This is a genomic window from Mycoplasma putrefaciens KS1, assembly GCF_000224105.1.
In the GTDB taxonomy this organism is placed as follows: domain Bacteria; phylum Bacillota_I; class Bacilli_A; order Mycoplasmatales; family Mycoplasmataceae; genus Mycoplasma; species Mycoplasma putrefaciens.
The window spans coordinates 526,144-543,177 of record NC_015946.1 but is presented as its reverse complement, the minus strand read 5'-3'; the positions used below and the strand labels follow the sequence as shown (position 1 = coordinate 543,177).

Annotated in this window: 15 protein-coding genes and 5 tRNA genes; 19 read left to right on the top strand and 1 reads right to left on the bottom strand. The window is 27.7% G+C overall.

What is annotated here, in order from left to right; genetic code table 4:
• The 6 genes from MPUT_RS02400 to MPUT_RS02375 all read left to right on the top strand — a co-directional run bounded on the left by MPUT_RS02400 (nucleotide 1) and on the right by MPUT_RS02375 (nucleotide 1,145).
• Nucleotides 1–600, top strand: coding sequence for a hypothetical protein (locus MPUT_RS02400; protein ID WP_014035207.1), 600 nt, complete (start codon nucleotides 1–3; stop codon nucleotides 598–600).
• Between the two features lie 116 nt (nucleotides 601–716).
• Nucleotides 717–792, top strand: a tRNA-Thr gene (locus MPUT_RS02395).
• Nucleotides 793–799: 7 nt separating this feature from the next.
• A tRNA-Tyr gene (locus tag MPUT_RS02390) sits at nucleotides 800–883 on the top strand.
• A gap of 5 nt (nucleotides 884–888) precedes the next feature.
• Nucleotides 889–963, top strand: a tRNA-Gln gene (locus tag MPUT_RS02385).
• 4 nt (nucleotides 964–967) lie between these two features.
• Nucleotides 968–1,043: transfer RNA gene (locus tag MPUT_RS02380), tRNA-Lys, on the top strand.
• 13 nt (nucleotides 1,044–1,056) lie between these two features.
• Nucleotides 1,057–1,145: transfer RNA gene (locus MPUT_RS02375), tRNA-Leu, on the top strand.
• Between the two features lie 84 nt (nucleotides 1,146–1,229).
• Here the strand turns inward: MPUT_RS02375 and MPUT_RS02370 are convergent.
• A complete protein-coding gene (locus tag MPUT_RS02370) occupies nucleotides 1,230–2,342 on the bottom strand; it encodes a hypothetical protein (RefSeq protein WP_014035206.1) in 1,113 nt (370 codons plus the stop codon).
• A 416-nt stretch (nucleotides 2,343–2,758) separates the two neighbouring features.
• On the opposite strand from MPUT_RS02370, the gene rpmG reads away from it, so the two are divergent.
• The 13 genes from rpmG (at nucleotide 2,759) to MPUT_RS02305 (ending at nucleotide 16,939) form a co-directional block, all read left to right on the top strand.
• A complete protein-coding gene (rpmG, locus tag MPUT_RS02365) occupies nucleotides 2,759–2,902 on the top strand; it encodes a 50S ribosomal protein L33 (RefSeq protein ID WP_014035205.1) in 144 nt (47 codons plus the stop codon).
• Nucleotides 2,903–2,964: 62 nt separating this feature from the next.
• Complete coding sequence (locus MPUT_RS02360; RefSeq protein ID WP_014035204.1) at nucleotides 2,965–4,041, top strand: M24 family metallopeptidase; 1,077 nt, start codon at nucleotides 2,965–2,967, stop codon at nucleotides 4,039–4,041.
• A 106-nt stretch (nucleotides 4,042–4,147) separates the two neighbouring features.
• Nucleotides 4,148–5,203, top strand: a complete 1,056-nt coding sequence (locus MPUT_RS02355; RefSeq protein ID WP_014035203.1) for a phosphatidate cytidylyltransferase — start codon at nucleotides 4,148–4,150, stop codon at nucleotides 5,201–5,203.
• An 11-nt stretch (nucleotides 5,204–5,214) separates the two neighbouring features.
• Nucleotides 5,215–9,666, top strand: coding sequence for a PolC-type DNA polymerase III (locus MPUT_RS02350; RefSeq protein WP_014035202.1), 4,452 nt, complete (start codon nucleotides 5,215–5,217; stop codon nucleotides 9,664–9,666).
• A 13-nt stretch (nucleotides 9,667–9,679) separates the two neighbouring features.
• Nucleotides 9,680–10,330, top strand: coding sequence for a nitroreductase family protein (locus tag MPUT_RS02345; RefSeq protein ID WP_014035201.1), 651 nt, complete (start codon nucleotides 9,680–9,682; stop codon nucleotides 10,328–10,330).
• 122 nt (nucleotides 10,331–10,452) lie between these two features.
• Entirely contained in the window at nucleotides 10,453–10,947 is a 495-nt protein-coding gene (gene rimP, locus MPUT_RS02340) for a ribosome maturation factor RimP (RefSeq protein ID WP_014035200.1), read from the top strand.
• An 8-nt stretch (nucleotides 10,948–10,955) separates the two neighbouring features.
• On the top strand, nucleotides 10,956–12,497 hold the full coding sequence (gene nusA / locus MPUT_RS02335) for a transcription termination factor NusA (protein WP_014035199.1): 1,542 nt from the start codon (nucleotides 10,956–10,958) through the stop codon (nucleotides 12,495–12,497).
• Nucleotides 12,490–12,756 carry an RNase P modulator RnpM gene (gene rnpM, locus MPUT_RS02330; RefSeq protein WP_014035198.1) on the top strand — a complete coding sequence of 89 codons (267 nt, stop codon included), beginning with the start codon at nucleotides 12,490–12,492 and terminating at the stop codon, nucleotides 12,754–12,756. The genes nusA and rnpM overlap by 8 nt, the downstream gene beginning before the upstream one ends.
• Entirely contained in the window at nucleotides 12,743–13,042 is a 300-nt protein-coding gene (locus MPUT_RS02325) for a L7Ae/L30e/S12e/Gadd45 family ribosomal protein (RefSeq protein WP_014035197.1), read from the top strand. Before rnpM ends, MPUT_RS02325 begins: the two co-directional genes overlap by 14 nt.
• A 26-nt stretch (nucleotides 13,043–13,068) precedes the next feature.
• On the top strand, nucleotides 13,069–14,934 hold the full coding sequence (gene infB / locus MPUT_RS02320) for a translation initiation factor IF-2 (RefSeq protein WP_014035196.1): 1,866 nt from the start codon (nucleotides 13,069–13,071) through the stop codon (nucleotides 14,932–14,934).
• 168 nt (nucleotides 14,935–15,102) lie between these two features.
• Nucleotides 15,103–15,456: a 30S ribosome-binding factor RbfA gene (rbfA, locus tag MPUT_RS02315; RefSeq protein ID WP_014035195.1), complete on the top strand. Its 354-nt coding sequence runs from the start codon at nucleotides 15,103–15,105 to the stop codon at nucleotides 15,454–15,456.
• Between the two features lie 47 nt (nucleotides 15,457–15,503).
• Nucleotides 15,504–16,376 (top strand): tRNA pseudouridine(55) synthase TruB, encoded by an 873-nt coding sequence (truB, locus tag MPUT_RS02310; RefSeq protein ID WP_014035194.1) that lies wholly within the window; start codon nucleotides 15,504–15,506, stop codon nucleotides 16,374–16,376.
• Entirely contained in the window at nucleotides 16,376–16,939 is a 564-nt protein-coding gene (locus tag MPUT_RS02305; RefSeq protein ID WP_014035193.1) for a nucleotidyl transferase family protein, read from the top strand. Before truB ends, MPUT_RS02305 begins: the two co-directional genes overlap by 1 nt.
• Nucleotides 16,940–17,034: the final 95 nt, after the last annotated feature.

Below are 17,034 nucleotides of genomic sequence, written 5' to 3'. Positions count from 1 at the left end.
ATGAAAATTTGCAAATCACTTAAACAAATGTTTATGAAATTATTTTCTAGACAACCAAAACAAATAGCATTCAAAAATAAAAAAAAGACAAAAAAGCAGACTAATAAATCTTTAAATGATAATTCAAATAATTTTGATATTTTAAATTTATCTGAATATATAAATAAAAGAGCTGAATTAGATTCAGAAAAAGAATTTAAATTAAAAGTGATTGATCAAAAACAAGAAGTTCTTTCGAGACTAATTGATATCAATAACACTTATAAACAATGTGATGCTTGTAAAGCAATTTATCAAAAAAATCTTGACTCTATGAAAACAAAATTAAGTAAACTAAATAAATATGTTGACGATAACTTTGGATTTTTAAATGATCCTAAGGAATATAAACAATATGTTTTTGCTGATAATAATAAGGTTTATTCTTCTATTGATGATCAAGCTGCTTATGATTTAATTAAATTTTTAGAGCAACATTTAAAGTCTTATACTGAGTATAAAGTTGGATATTTTAATGGATGCAAAAACCATACTAATCTTGCAAAAGAATGTGAAATTTTAACAAAAAAAGTTAAAGATTTAGATAAGTTAATTGATTAAAATTATCTAGATTTTATGGGCTAAAATTTTGCTTTTTTTTAATAAAAAAGTATTGAAATAATATCGAAAAAAGATACAATATATATTGTCCTTGTGTTAGACAAAGTATGATTTATGCTGACTTAGCTCAGCTGGTAGAGCAATTGACTAGTAATCAATAGGTCGAAGGTTCAAGTCCTTTAGTCAGCACCAGTATAACGGAGGGGTAGCGAAGCGGCCAAACGCGGGTGGCTGTAACCCACTTCCTTTCGGTTCGGGGGTTCGAATCCCTCCCCCTCCACCATTAATTGGGCTATAGCCAAGCGGTAAGGCAAGGGACTTTGACTCCCTCATGCGCCGGTTCGAATCCTGCTAGCCCAACCATTTCGACTCGTTAGCTCAGCAGGTAGAGCAACTGGCTTTTAACCAGTGGGTCCGGAGTTCGAATCTCCGACGAGTCACCACTTATTTGTATATCCCCAGGTGGCGGAATAGGTAGACGCATTGGACTTAAAATCCAACGGGCTTTATCTCCCGTGCCGGTTCAAGTCCGGCTCTGGGGACCATCTAGAAACTTAAGCATGCAAAATTATTGCATGTTTTTTATTTTCTAAAATTTAAGTATAAAAAAATGAATCGAAAGCGATTCATTATTTTTTTTCTTCTTTTTTATTTTCTTCAGTTTTGCCATTATTATTTTCAGAACCGCTATTTGTATTAGTATTGTTATTAGTTCCATTATTATTATTATTATTATTAGCACCACTATTAGTATTATTATTAGCGCTATTATTATTCTTAGAATCATTTTGTCCATTTTCACTATGATGTCAATTAGGAGAAAATACAGCTAAATCAGTTTCTGATCTATTGTATAGTTCGGTAGAGTTGTATTGAGTGATTGTTTTTACCAAATGGTTAATTAAATCTGCAGCAAAAACCTTATCTCTTATTTGTTTAGATAGTTTTTTATCAGTATTACTATCTATAGTTTTTTCAGATTCTTTTTTGCTGTAGTTTGCAAATGTTTCAAAACCATTCATAGCTCCATAAAACATTCCATCTCTTAAAACCATAAATATTGGACCCTTAAGTTCTTTAACTTTATTAGCAATATTATTAACTTTTTCAGTAACTGTAGTTATTCTTTCAAGTGTTATTTTTTGATCATTACCATATCCATAAAACTGTTTAGCTAGGTTAGGCATTAATCAATCATCAATTATTTTTTTAGTAATTCCACTTTCTCATTGGTCTTGAATTCTATTATAGCTAATACCTTTTAATAGAACTTCGTTTTGCATGTTTTGATATAGCACTCTTTTATTATCATTTCGTTGCCCTTTTTTATCAGTTCTGATTCAATATTCATTGTATTTGCTTTCTTGTTTACTATAAAGTTTTTCTTTTTTAACATTAACTTCAATTAAATTATTAGTTGGATTTGTAGTTACGTTTCAGCTTAATCTACTTTTAAATTGTGATATGAATGAATTTGAGTCACTTGTTTGAGTAGTATTAACTTTATTTATTGCTTCAGAAAAATTTTGTGCACCTGTTATTTCTTTTAATCCTTCTTCAAACGAAATTGAAGAGTTATTATTTTTAGCACCTAAATAAAGTATTAATGTTTTATTTTTTGATTCGTTTAGGTATTGTTCAAACATTTTGTATTCTTGTTTTGAACTTTGACAGCTTAAAACAAAACTTGATGTTGCTCCAATAACAGTAATAGTAGTTAGTAACGAAAGCATTTTTTTCATTCATATCACTCTTTTCACATCATATTAATTCTACTATATATTATGATAAAATAATAAAATTTTATTCAACCACTAACATGTGACTAAGTTTGCAATTTACTATTAAAACTCAAGATATAAGCAAGTTAGTAGTTAAGTTTTTATTAAATTTATTGATCAAATTTAATTAATCTTTCTACATCATTACTTAAGCTTTTCTGATTAATCTTAAATAGTCAAGTTTTTATTAATTAAGGGTTTTAGTTTGAAAGTGATTTTATCTATTTTATGTGATTAAGTTAGTTGATAGTGATAATAAAATGAGAATTTTAAGCTACTATATAAAATAATTGAAAGTTATATATAAAATTGTTATTATATTAAATGTACTTAAAATTAAGCTTGATATTTTTTATTTATGAAAGGTGGATGTAGAGATGCGCGAAAAATATATTTTACGCTGTACAGTTTGCAAAAATGAAAACTACATTGGTAAAAATGATAAGAAAAAGCCAAAAATCGAAGTAGCTAAATATTGTGCACATTGTAATAAACACGAACTTCATAAACAAAAAAAATAGTCCTTGGTGACTATTTTTAGTTTATAAATTTATAATTATTGTTAAACGAAAGGATACTTGTTATGAACAAACATAAAATTATTATTGAATTATTAGAACAAAACAATGCTGATGCAATTATTTTATATTCGCCAGAAAACAGATATTGATTTTCTAGATTTAAGTCTTCTTTGGGCTATTTAATAGTTACTAAGAAATCAACTCACTTATTTTTAGATGGAAGATATATTACTGCTGCTAAAACAAGTTCTAAAATTAATAAAGACATTCAGTTACACCATTTTTCAAAGAATTTAAAAGATGAAATGAACAAAGTTTTAAAAGACAATAATGTTAGAAAATTAGCGTTTGAATCAGATTGAACTTATTATAAGCACTACCAATTATTTAAAGATAATTTATTTTCTGATTTTGATTTAGTTGCTGTTGATTGTTCAAAAATTAGAATCATTAAAGATCAATGAGAAATTGAAAACATTAAAAAAGCTTGCGAGATTACAAACCAAGTTTTTGAAGCAATTTTAGATTACATTAAACCAGGCATTACTGAAAAACAACTTCAAAGATTTGCTGATGATAAATTCTTAGAATTTGGAGCAGAAAAGATAAGTTTCGACACAATTATTGCAAGTGGAGTTAATGGTAGTATGCCTCACGCTATTCCAAGTGAAAAAGTGATTGAAAACAATGAGTTAATCACAATTGATATGGGTTGTTATTATAATGGGTATTGTTCTGATCAAACAAGAACAATAGCTTTGGGAAATCCAGATCCAAAATTACTTGAAATTTATGAAATTGTTTATCAAGCTCAAACACTAGGAATTGACTTAGTTAAAGCAGGTCAAAACGCCGGTGAGATCCACAGACAAGTTGCAAGTTTTATTGCATCTAAAGGATATGGTCAATACTTTGATCATGGTTTAGGTCATGGAATTGGAGTTGAAGTTCACGAAGAACCATATGAAAGTTCACAAAGTCAAACAATTTTACAAGAAAATATGACAATCACTGTTGAGCCTGGTATTTACATTCCGGGTTTAGGTGGGGTGAGAATTGAAGATGATGTACTGGTAACAAAAAATGGTTGTGAAATGCTAACATCATCAGTAAGAACCTTAATAAAATTAGAAAAATAAGCTAAATTGGTCGTAAGACCTTTTTATTTACTCAAATTTTATAAGACACTAAAAAACACTAAAAAATGTTAAAATTAAACTTAAGTTAGAGAAAAGAGATCATGATATGAATAGAACAATCAATCAAGAGCAAATAAAAGCTAAAAAGCCAAAATCTAACTTGCAGTTAAGAGTAATATCTTCTGTTTTTTTAGTTGGATTTTTAGCAGTTTATCTTACTTTTCCAATAATTTATAACGTTGGTGTTAATCATAGATGAAACTCAAATAGTTTATTAACACTTAACATAATTTCATTATTGCTTAGCAGTTTGATTTTGTTTTTATCAGTTAGAGAATTATTAGTCGCTTTTAAAATTAATTTTAAAAAAGAAAGGTTATTAATTGAAACATTTACAGTTTTATTATTGTGAATTCCTTTTATTGACAAAGATAAAAACACCTTAGTGTTTAGTTTGATTCAAAATGTTAAGTATTGAAATCTTTTTGTAGTTTTAATATTAGTAGTTTATATTTGCATAGTTTGTTTAATTCTTATCAAGTATTTTAGTAAACAAAAATCAGAAATAGCCAAGATTTTACTAATAACTTTTATAATGGTTCTAGCGTTAAAAAGTTTTAATATATTAGGTTTTTATCTATGAAAACCACAAGATGATAAACAAGTATTTTTATTTTTTGGATTTACAAGTATTATTTGAATTTGACTAACGATCATTTTAACTGATACTTTTGCTTATCTTTTTGGATCTAGATTTGGAAAACATAAACTAGCACCAAATATCAGTCCTAAAAAAAGTTGAGAGGGTGCGATTGCTGGTTTTGTTTGTTCAGTAGTATTTAACTTAACTTGAGTTTTACTTTTATACTTTAATCAAAAAACTAGAATTTATGCTCCTTTTGCTGGATTTTTTAAATTAGTGTTTAACGACAGAATTGCTCCAGTTGTACTATTTTATGTTTTTTTTACCATTTTAGTTTCAATATTATCGCAATTAGGAGATCTGTTATTTAGTTGAATTAAAAGAAGTATTCAAATTAAAGATTTTTCAAATTTAATACCAGGACATGGCGGAATTTTAGATAGATTAGATTCATTTTATTTTGTAATGAGTTTGAGTTTTATTATTTTAATTATTAGTCTAATTGCTAGTGGTATTTAGAAAGGATTTTTATGGATAAAAAGATTCAACAAGTTTTTGAAATTCTAGATATTGCTTTAACTGATTCAGATCTTTTATATCTTAATGATGCTAAATTAGCAGAACCTGTGAGATTATCTAAAGTTAAAACTAAAGCTTATTTTCACATTCAAATTCCTGATTTTTTACCAATTGATCTTTTAAAAAAAATTGATCTAAAATTTAAAAATAACGATCTTTTTAAACTTAAATTAGTTGTTGATGTTACCAAGCAAAAGATTGATAAAGAGTTATTAATTCGTTATCTAAATTTTATTAAATTTTATAAGGCTGAGTCTGGTTCGACTGGCTTATGATCGCTTTTAGATATTGATAATTTAAGTTATGATCAGAAAAATAATTTAATAATTTTTCGTACTAAATTACAAAATGATGACATTAACAAAGAAATCAAGTATTGTATTGCTAAATTACAGCAATTTGGTTTTAAAGATATTGACTTTGAAATAGTTGTTGACAAAACAGCGATTAGTATTTTAGAAGATAAGGAAAAACAAGATTATCAAGAATTTAAAGAAAAAAAATCACAACAACTAACTAAAAAAGCAACTTCAATAAGCACTAAAGACAAAACTAGTTCTAAACAATTAAGAGTAACACTAGAAAAACCAAGCTATCAGTCTTTAGCTGATGTTGAGCCAAACGCACAAAACATTGTAATTAATGGAATGGTAATCAACAAAGAAGTTAGAGTTTCAAAAACGGGAAGAAAAATTTTTTATCTTGATTTGACAGATAATAAATCATCAATTAGATGCGTTTATTTTTCAAAAAGTGACAAGTTAAGTGAATTTGATGAGCTAACTGAAGAAGAGTTAAATTCAGATCATGTTGATGAGCTTAAACAAAATAAAATTGATATTGGTGATTGAGTTAGTTTTAAAGGAAAAACTAGTTTTTCAGAATATGATCAAGAACAAGTTTTTTATATAGATTCATACACAAAAATTAAAAAGGAATTTAGCTTCAGATCTGATGAAGAAAAAATTAAACGCGTCGAGCTACATACTCACACTAAAATGAGTGTTATGGATGCAGTAAGTGAGCCTAAAGACTATCTGAAGTTAATTGAAAGTTGAAATTGAAAGGCAATTGCTTTTACAGATCATACAAACGTGCAAGCATTTCCTGAAATTTATAAAGCATTAAAAGCAATTAATAAAAATAAAACTACTGATAATAAAATTAAAGCTATTTATGGTTTAGAAGCAAATGTTTTAAATAGAGACCTTTGATATGTTAAAAATCCACAAAATCATAACTTAAGAAATTGTAAAATGGTCTTTTTTGACTTAGAAACAACTGGTCTTAGTCCTGAGCTTGACGAAATTATTGAGTTTGGTGCAATTATTTTTGACACAAAAACAGGTGAAAGAAAAGAAATTGATATTTTAATTAAACCTAAAAAACCATTAAAACAATTTACCAAAGAACTTACAAATATTACTGATCAAATGTTAGAAAACAAACCAAGTATTGAACAAGCTTTTGCTGAAATTTATGATGTCATTAAAGATGGAGTTTTACTTGCTCACAATGCTAATTTCGATTTTAACTTTTTATCTAGTTGAGCTAAAAAACTTGGTTATCCACCTTTAACAAATACAATAATTGATACTTTATCAGTTGCTAGAGTTATCTTTCCTGAACTAAAAAACCACCGTTTAGAAACACTGGCTAAAAAAACTGGAGTTTATTATGATGCTAGAGTTGCTCACCGTGGTAATTATGATGCAGATATTTTAGCTGAAGTATATGAAAGAATGATTTCTCATGTCAGAAAAAGCATTAATATAGATCTTGATAGAGACTGAAACAAGATTAACCCATTATCTGATTTGCAAAACATCAACTATCATAAAAATAAGGGATATCATGTTAACATCTTAGTTAAAAATCAAAAAGGTTTAAAAGAGCTTTATAAACTAGTTTCAAAATCACATACTCAAAGTTTCTTATCAGCTCCTAAACTTTTTAAAGATGAACTTATGCAAATCAAAAAGAATAATAACTTATTGTTTTCAAGTAGTTGTGTTAATGGTGAAATTTTTGAACTAGCTAGAACTGGTACATTTGATAGTTTAGCTCAAGCAATACAATTTTATGATTATATTGAAATTCAACCTATTAGTGTTTATAAGCATTTATTGCAAAATGATTCATTAGATCTAGAACAATTAAAAACTATTTTAAAATTAATTATCTCAATAGCAAAACAACAAAACAAATTAGTAGTAGCTACAAGTGATGCACACTATACAGAGCCAGAACTTAAACAAATTAGAGAAGTTTATATTAATTCCAAAGGTCTTGGTGGAGCTCCACACCCTTTATATGATAGAAAAAGAAAAATTAAAGATTTTCCTGACCAACATTTAAGAACTACTAAAGAAATGTTAGATGAATTTGCTTGGTTAGAAGACAAAGAGTTAATTTATCAAATCGTTGTTTTAAACACTAACAAAATTGCAGAGATGATAGATGATGATATAACTCCTATTAAAGATGGTTTATTTACTCCTAAAATCGATAATGTTGATGAAAAATTAAAACAAAAATGTTATCAAACAGCTAGAGAAATGTATGGTGAAGCACTACCAGAAATCGTTCAAAATAGGTTAGAAAAAGAACTAAATTCTATTATTAAACACGGTTTTGCCATTGTTTATTGAATTTCACATTTATTAGTTAAAAAATCACTTGAAGATGGTTATTTAGTAGGATCTCGTGGTTCAGTTGGTTCTTCTTTTGTAGCAACAACTTCAAAAATCACCGAAGTTAATCCACTAAAAGCACATTATAGATGTACTAATTGTAAGTATTCAGATTTTGATACAGATCCAATATATAAGTGCGGTTATGATCTTCCAGAAAAAAAATGTCCAAAATGTCACAACAAATTAATAGGTGATGGTCACGATATCCCATTTGAAACTTTTTTAGGTTTTGATGGAGATAAAGTTCCTGATATTGATTTAAATTTTTCAGGTGAATATCAACCAATTGCACACAACTTTACTAAAAAAATGTTTGGAAATGATAATGTTTTTAGAGCCGGAACGATTTCTACAGTTGCAGAAAAAACCGCTTTTGGTTATGTTAAAACTTTTTTTGAAGAAAATAAATCACATGAAGAAATGCCAAGAAAAGTTGAAATCAATCGACTTGCCAAATTAGCTGAAGGAGTTAAAAGAACAACAGGTCAACACCCAGGTGGAATTATTATTCTTCCTAAAGAATTTGAAATTGAAGATTTTACTCCGGTAAATTATCCAGCTGATGATACTACTTCAAGTTGAAAAACTACTCACTTTGATTTTCATTCAATTCACGACAATTTGTTAAAAATGGATATTTTAGGTCACGTTGACCCAACTGCTTTAAGAATGTTAAGAGATATTACATCAGTTGATCCACTTACAATTCCAATTAATGATCAAAAAGTTTATTCACTATTTTGTGGTTTAGATGAATTAAAAATTACTTCAGAACAAATTAATGGAGAAATTACTGGAGCTATTGGTATACCAGAATTTGGAACTGGTTTTGTTCGGGCAATGTTAAGAGAAACAAAACCAAAAACCTTTGCAGATTTAGTGCAAATTTCAGGACTAAGTCACGGAACTGATGTTTGATTAGGAAATGCAAGAGAGCTAATTAAAGAAAATAAGGCAAATATTTCTACTGTTATTGGATGTAGAGATGATATTATGGTTTATTTACTAAGTATGGGATTAGATAACTCGTTATCATTTACTATTATGGAATCAGTAAGAAAAGGCAAAGGTCTTAAAAAAGAATGAATTGAAATTATGAAACAACACAATGTTCCTGATTGATATATTGATTCTTGTTTAAAAATTAAGTACATGTTTCCTAAAGCACACGCAACAGCTTATGTTTTAATGGCTTATAGAATAGCTTGATATAAGATTTACTATCCAGCTGAATATTATGCAACCTTTTTATCAACTCGTGCAGATGCTTTTGATTTAGAAACTGCATTGGGTGGTTATTCGGCTGTTTTAACAAAAATCAGACAGCAAGAACAAAGAGTCAGAAATGGTGAAAAACTTTCTAAAAAAGATGAAGATCTAGCAATAGTTTATGAAGTTTTACTAGAAATGTTTGCTAGAGGGATTAAATTTAGCAATATTAATTTTGAAAAATCACAAGCAACAAGATTTGTAGTAGATAATTTAGATGATGGTACTAAAACTTTAATACCACCATTCAACGTGATTGACTCACTAGGTGAAACTGTGGCTATTTCTATAATTAATGCTAGAAAAGAAAAAAGAATTTCAAGTGTTAAAGATCTAAAAAATAGAACTCAAATTACTCAAACACAATTTAAAAAATTTGATGAACTTGGTATCTTAGATTCACTAGCAGTTGACGAACAATTAGCGTTTGACTTTTAAAGAGGTGTTTATTATGAGTAATACATATATCAAAGATTTAATGACTAATAGAAAAAGCGCAAGAGATTTTGACAATACTCAAAAAATTTCTGATCAAGATCTTAATGAAATTCTACAAGCAACTAGAATGACACCCAGTGCTTTTAATTTAATGAATTTAAGACTTTTAATAATTGATGCTAACTCAAGCTTAAAACCTAGTTTAGTTAGCTTATTTTACAATCAAAAAAATTTTATTAACGCAGATAAGTGTCTGTTATTTGTTTCAGATAAAGCTAATAAAATTTTAAATCACACCATAGCTAAATCTGTTGATGCAATTTTTAAACCAGAACAATCTCAAATTGCTGATAAGTTTAAACATAACATCATTAGTGCAACTGCAATCTTAGCTAATGCTAATGAATTAGATCACTGAAGTAAAACCACAGCTCATATTGCAAGTGGGGTTGCAACTGTTGCTGCTGCTAGTTTAGATATTGACTCATGTATTATTGGTGGGTTTAATGCTAAACAATTAAACGAATTATTAATTGAAAATAATTATCTTACAAATGATGAACAAGTAGTTTTAGCAATGAGTCTAGGTTATGTTAATAAAAATATTCAACCAAAACCAAAAATTCGAATGTCTCAACACGAATTTGCTACTTTTGCTAAGTAACTAAAGCTATTGAAAATATCTAATAAAAAATATACAATAGTTATGTATTAGAATATAATATGTAGCTACAAGCAAGGTATCTAATACCTTGCTTTGTTAATTTATTTGACCAAAGGAGCAGAATGAAAAATTTTAATATTTTAAGGCAAAAGCTTTATGATTTAATCAATCAGAAACTAGAATCATTAAACCTAGAAATCTATCAAATTAATAACCATCAAGAATTTGCTGGTGATGTTTTACAAATTCTAGTACAAGATAAACTTAAAAATAATAAGAGATTAGATTTTGATATTTTAGTTAAAGCAAATGAAATAGTTTCACGTGCTTTAGATGATGTTAAAGAAATTATTGATCCTTATTTATTAGAAGTGGCTAGTGCTGGAATTGAAAAAGAAATTAGAACTTATCAAGAACTACAAAAAGCTCTTGATGAATATCTTTATATTCAGCTTAACCAACAAGTGAAAAATATAAGTGAGTTTATGGGATATTTAGTTAATTATGATGATCAATCTAAAATATTTAAATTTGAATTTTTTGTTAAAGGTCAACCAAAAAAGATTGAGTTAAGTTGAGCAGATATTAAATTTGCAAGATACGCAGTTAAGTTTTAGGAGAAGTTATGTTAAAAGGAAGCGAATTGTTAAAAGCAATTAAGTTAATTGAAGATGAAAAGAAAATAGATAGAGAAATTATTATTTCTGGTATTAAAGAAGGTTTACAAAAAGCTTATGAAAAGTTTTTTGATACTGATGCAGTTGTGCAAGTTGAAATTGATCAACAAACAGGTCAAATCACTATGAACCAACAGTTAAAAGTCGTTGAAGAAGTTGAAGATGACTGATTAGAAATTTCTTTAGCCGATGCTAAAATTAAAAATCCAGACATTAAAATTGGTGATGTTATCTTTAAACCTATTGAATTTAGTGAAGAATTTTCAAGAATGGTAGTTAACCAAGTTCGTCAAATTTTCCAACAAAAAATTCGTGGAGCTGAAAGAGAAAAAATTTATGAAAAGTTCATCAGTTTAGAAGGTGAAATTGTTCAAGCCAAAGTTACAGGTATGAACAAAGAAGGTAATTATGTTTTAGATATTGACTCAACTACAGCATATTTATGAAAATCTAAAGCTATTAACAATGAAACTTTTGAAATTAATCAAATTATTGATGTTTATATTGAATCTGTTGCCAAAGAAAGTCGTTATTCACAACTATCTATTTCAAGAACATCTCCTGATTTTTTAGCTAAGTTGATTGAAAGAGAAGTTCCTGAAGTTAGAATGGGACTAATTGAAATTAAAGCAGTTAGTCGTGAACCTGGTAAGCGAGCTAAAGTAGCTGTAGTTTCTAAAGATGAAAATATTGAACCAATAGGTTCAATTGTTGGAGTTGCAGGGTCAAGAATTAATAAAATTAGTCAACAATTAAAGGGAGAAAAAATTGATATTGTTAAATGAGAACCAGATCAACAAACATTTATTATTAATGCTATGTCTCCAGTAAAAGTGATCTCAATTAATAGTATTGATGAAGAATATGATATTGTTGTTCCTGATCGCCAGCTTTCTCTAGCAATTGGAAAAGAAGGGATTGCTGCTAAACTAGTTGCTAATTTAATTAAATCTAAAATTAATATTTACTCACTGTCAAATGCTTTAAATGAAAATATTGATGTTCTATGAAACGGAAATATTACTCAATTTGAAGTTGAAAATGATAATTTTGAATTTGTTTCAAAAACTCAACCTAACAAAATTCAATCAAACAAAGTATTTAATATAAAACCAACAAATATCATTAAACATCAAAAAAATAAAAAACCAAACACTGAAATAGACACTGAAGCTTTGGCTGCTTTTCAAGCTGAAGTTGCGCAACAAGAATTCGAAAAGCAAGTTTCAGTTCAACAAGTTAGTTCAGAGCAAGCTGAACAATTAGTAAAACCAGTTGAAGTTGAAACTAAAAGCTTAGAAATTACTGAATCAAAACCACACAAAGCCAACAAAAAAGCTAAAGAAGTTGAAATCTTAGAACAAGAACCTAACATCGATGAAATCAATGCAAATTTAGAAGCATTTAATCAAGCATTGAATCAATTTGAAGATCAAGAAGTTGAAGATGAAGATGAAACAATAGAAGATTATGATAAATACTATGAATAATCATCAAAGTTTAAGAAAAGAAATTGTTTCTTGTGAAATGTTACCTAAAAATCAACTAATTAGAATTGTTAAAAATAAACAAAATGAAGTTTTTATCGACCCTAGTCAAAAAGCTAATGGCCGTGGAGTTTATATCAAAGCCGATTTAAATCATCTTGAAATTGCAAAAAATAAAAACTTAATTGCTAAAAGTTTAAAAACAAAAATAGATCCTTTAATCTATCTTGAACTAGAAAATTATATTAATGAAAATCGATAAATTATTAAGTGCAATTGGAATGGCTTATGCTTCAAATAATGTTGTTAGTGGCAATAAACTATTAGAACAAATCAAAGAAAATAAAGTTAGCTTTGTGGTAATTTCATCAAATATGGGTGCAAGTCAAAAGAAAAAAATTATTGATAAGTGTAATTCTAAAAAGGTTGAATATATTTCTGATGTAATAACTAAAGAACAATTAGCTAAAGCTTGTGGTAAACCAGTTTTAGTTGCAATTGGGTTAAAGAATTACCATTTTATTAGATTAATTAAATCTACATTATAAAATCCATGTAGAAGGGGAGTGTTGATATGACAAAAAAACAATCAAAAAGTATTAAAAAACAAGCAGCACAAAAACACACAAAAAATATTAAAAAACAATTAAAAGAAGAAGTTGCTACTGGATTAATCGATGGAGTATTTATCTACACTGAACCTTTAACTGTAGCTGAATATGCATCTAAAATTAATAGATCAGTTGCAGAAATATTAAAATATTTTTTCAATCAAGGTATTTTGTTAAATCAGAATGCTATTTTAACTGAAGAGCAAATGGGAGAATTAAGTTTAGAATTTGGTTTTGACTTTAAAAAAGAAGCTTCACTTACTAAAGAAAATATTTTAGAAAGTTTATTAGAAGTACCAGATAATCCTGAAGATTTAAAAGAAAGAGCCCCAATTGTAACTATTATGGGACATGTTGATCATGGAAAGACTACTTTATTAGATTCAATTAAAAACTCTAATGTTGTTGATACTGAAGCCGGGGGAATTACTCAAGCTATAGGTGCTTATCAAATCACTACTAAATCAGGTAAAAAAATTTCTTTTATCGACACTCCTGGTCACGAAGCGTTTACTGAAATGAGAAGTAGAGGAGCTAATATCACCGACATTGTTGTTTTACTTGTTGCTGCTGATGACGGGGTGATGCCACAAACTGAAGAAGCAATTGATCATGCTAAATTAGCTGGTGTTCCAATTATTGTTTTTGTTAACAAAATTGACAAACCTGGAGCAGATGCTAATAGAGTAAAAATTGAGTTAATGAACTATGGTTTAGTAGCTGAAGAATTTGGTGGAGAAATACCATTTATTGAAGGATCAGCAAAGCAAAAGATAAATATCGATAAATTAGAAGAAGCAATTATTCTAATTGCTGAACTACAAAATTTAACAGCAAATCCCAATAAGTTTGCATCAGGAGTAGTTTTAGAAGCACATTTAGATAAAGCTAAAGGACCAGTTGCTTCAGTGATTATTCAACAAGGAACACTAGAAATAAGAGATATGGTTGTTGCTGGAAGTACTTATGGATCTATTAAGCATATTGAAGATGAACATAAACATAAAGTTTTAAAAGCTGAACCATCAAAACCTGTTGTTATTTATGGATTAAACCAAGTGCCTAGAGCAGGTGATAAGTTTGTTGTAATTAATGATGAAAAAATGGCACGTGAGATTGCTGAAGCGCAACTTAAAAAACAACAATTTGCAGAAAGACAAGCTAAACAAACATTTGGATTAGAAGCTATCAAACAACATATTGATGAAGGAGAATTAAAATCAATTAACTTAATTATCAAAACTGATACTCAAGGTAGTGCTGAAGCATTGAAAGGATCGTTAGCTAAAATTAATATTGTAGGAGTAAAGTTAAATATCGTTCGTGCTTCAGTTGGTGCTATTTCATTGTCAGACATTTCTCTAGCAACAACTATTAAAGATGGTTTAACAATTGTTTATGGGTTTAATGTAAGACCAGATGCAATAGTAAGAAAAAAAGCTGAAGAAGATGGAATTGAAATCAGACTACATAATATCATTTACAAGTTAATTGAAGAACTAGAATCTGCTGCTAAAGGTATTTTAGATCCTGAATTTAAAGAAGTTGTTTTAGGTCAAGCTGAAGTTAGAGCATTATTTAGACACTCAGCAATTGGTACAATCGCTGGATTTTATGTTACTGAAGGAGTAATTCCAAGAAACGCCAAAATTCGTGTTTTAAGAAATGGTGTGGTTGTTTATGATGGTGAAATTAACTCATTAAAACAAGCAAAAGAAGACACAAGAGAAATTAGACAAGGATTTGAAGGTGGCTTAACTATCAAGAACTTTAATGATATTAAAGAAGCAGATATACTTGAAACCTATAAAATGGAATTAGTTAAATAATTTAATCTTTTAAATCTAATAAAGTTCTAATTATTATAAAAACGTTAAATATGATCTTTGATCATCAACAATATTAAAAATAGTTTTTCTACAACTTGCATATTTTTGTATAAAAATCAAAAAAAGTTATGATGATATAATTATTTTATAAATCTAGGAGGCGCGATTATGTCAAGTTTAAAATTTCAAAAAAGAAAAGAATCTTTGATGATGCGAGAGCTGAACTTAATTTTACAAAAAGAACTACAAAACTTAGTTTTAAAAACAGTTTCAGTAGTAGAAGTTAGACTATCAGCTGATGCCACTCACGCTAAAATCTTTTACACATTCTTACCAGTTAATCAAGATATTACTAGAGAAAAAGTTAGTCAAGAACTAGAAAATGAATCAAAAAAAATTAGAATGATTTTAGCTTCAAAACTAGATTGACGAAATGTTCCTACACTATTTTTTGAATATGACAAAAGTTTAGAGCATGCTAATCGTATTAACGAAATTTTAGCTGAAGAAAATTCAAAATAATTATTAAAAAATCCAAGTTTATGCTTGGGTTTTTGAATTAGTAAATCATGAAGCAAAATTCAGGAATTTTTATCGTTGATAAACCTAAAAACATAAGTACAAATAAACTTATTCAAAAGATCAAACAGAAATTAAATATCAAAAAAATTGGTCATTGTGGAACTTTAGACCCCTTAGCAACTGGAGTTGTGATTTGTCTAGTTAATAGTGCAACTAAAATTAGTGATTATTTATTAAATGATGCTAAAAAATACCTTGTGACTTTGAAACTATTTGCTCAAACCGATACTTTTGATGCTGAAGGAGAAGTTATTCAAACTAGTCAAGTTTTTCTAATAAGTTTAGAAAAACTAAACTTAGTTATAAATAAATATAATAATTACACTTACAAACAAACTCCACCAATCTATTCAGCTATTAAAGTTAATGGCAAGAAGTTATATCAGTATGCTTTAGCAGATCAAAAAGTTGACTTACAACCAAGAACAGTTACTATTTATAGTACAAAATTACTAAACTATGATCAGCAAAACCATGAACTAACTTTAGATGTTTATTGTTCTAAAGGAACCTATATTAGAAGTTTAGCTGTTGACATTGCCAGAGATTTAAACACAATAAGTTATGTTAAAAATCTAAGAAGAACCCAGTCAGGAAAATTTGTTATAAGTAATGCCAAACTAGTTAACGAACTTAGCTGAGACGATTTAATCTCAATAGCTGACACGATCAAAACTACTAATTATCCAATTGTTTATTATGATGATTTTTTAAGTGTTAAACAAGGTAAAAAAATTGAATTAAAAAATATTGATTCAGATACTGTTTTTATAAGTGATGATCAAAATAACTTAATTGCTTGTTATCAAAGATTTGAAGGTGACATTTTTAAATCTAAACGAGGAGGATTGGATATTTAATGCAATATTTTGAAACAGCATTTAGTGAAATTACTCCTATTAGTAATGATAAAAAATCAATTGTTACAATTGGTAATTTTGATGGATTTCATATTTATCATCAAAAAATTATCCGACAAGTTTTAAAAATAGCTCAAGAACAAAATTTAAATAGTATTATTATTAGTTTTGACAAAAAAATTAAAAACTTTGTGCAACACAAATCATATCAACCAATTTCATCTAAATTTCAAAAACTAGATTATATAAATAATAATCTTAAACAATTAGATTATTTTTATAATATCAAAGTAAATCAAGAATTAATTCTAACTACAAAACAAGAGTTTGTCGAAGTTTTAAAAACTAAATTAAATGTGATAAAAATTATTGAAGGTGAAGATTTTAAGTTTGGGTATCATGCTGAAGGTGATATAAATTATTTGATTCAAGAATTTGGTTCAGATAATGTGATTGTCGAAAAAAGAGATAATGATGTTTCATCAACAAACATTAAAAAATTACTAGAAAATAATCAAAATCAGCAAGCTCAAAAATTATTAGGCATTAATTTAAAAAAGTAGTTACTCAACTATTTTTAGTGTTATAATATCTTAGTTGATAGTTTACCAAAGACAATATCTGTCCCAAATATGTCTTTGATAATACAATGATAAAT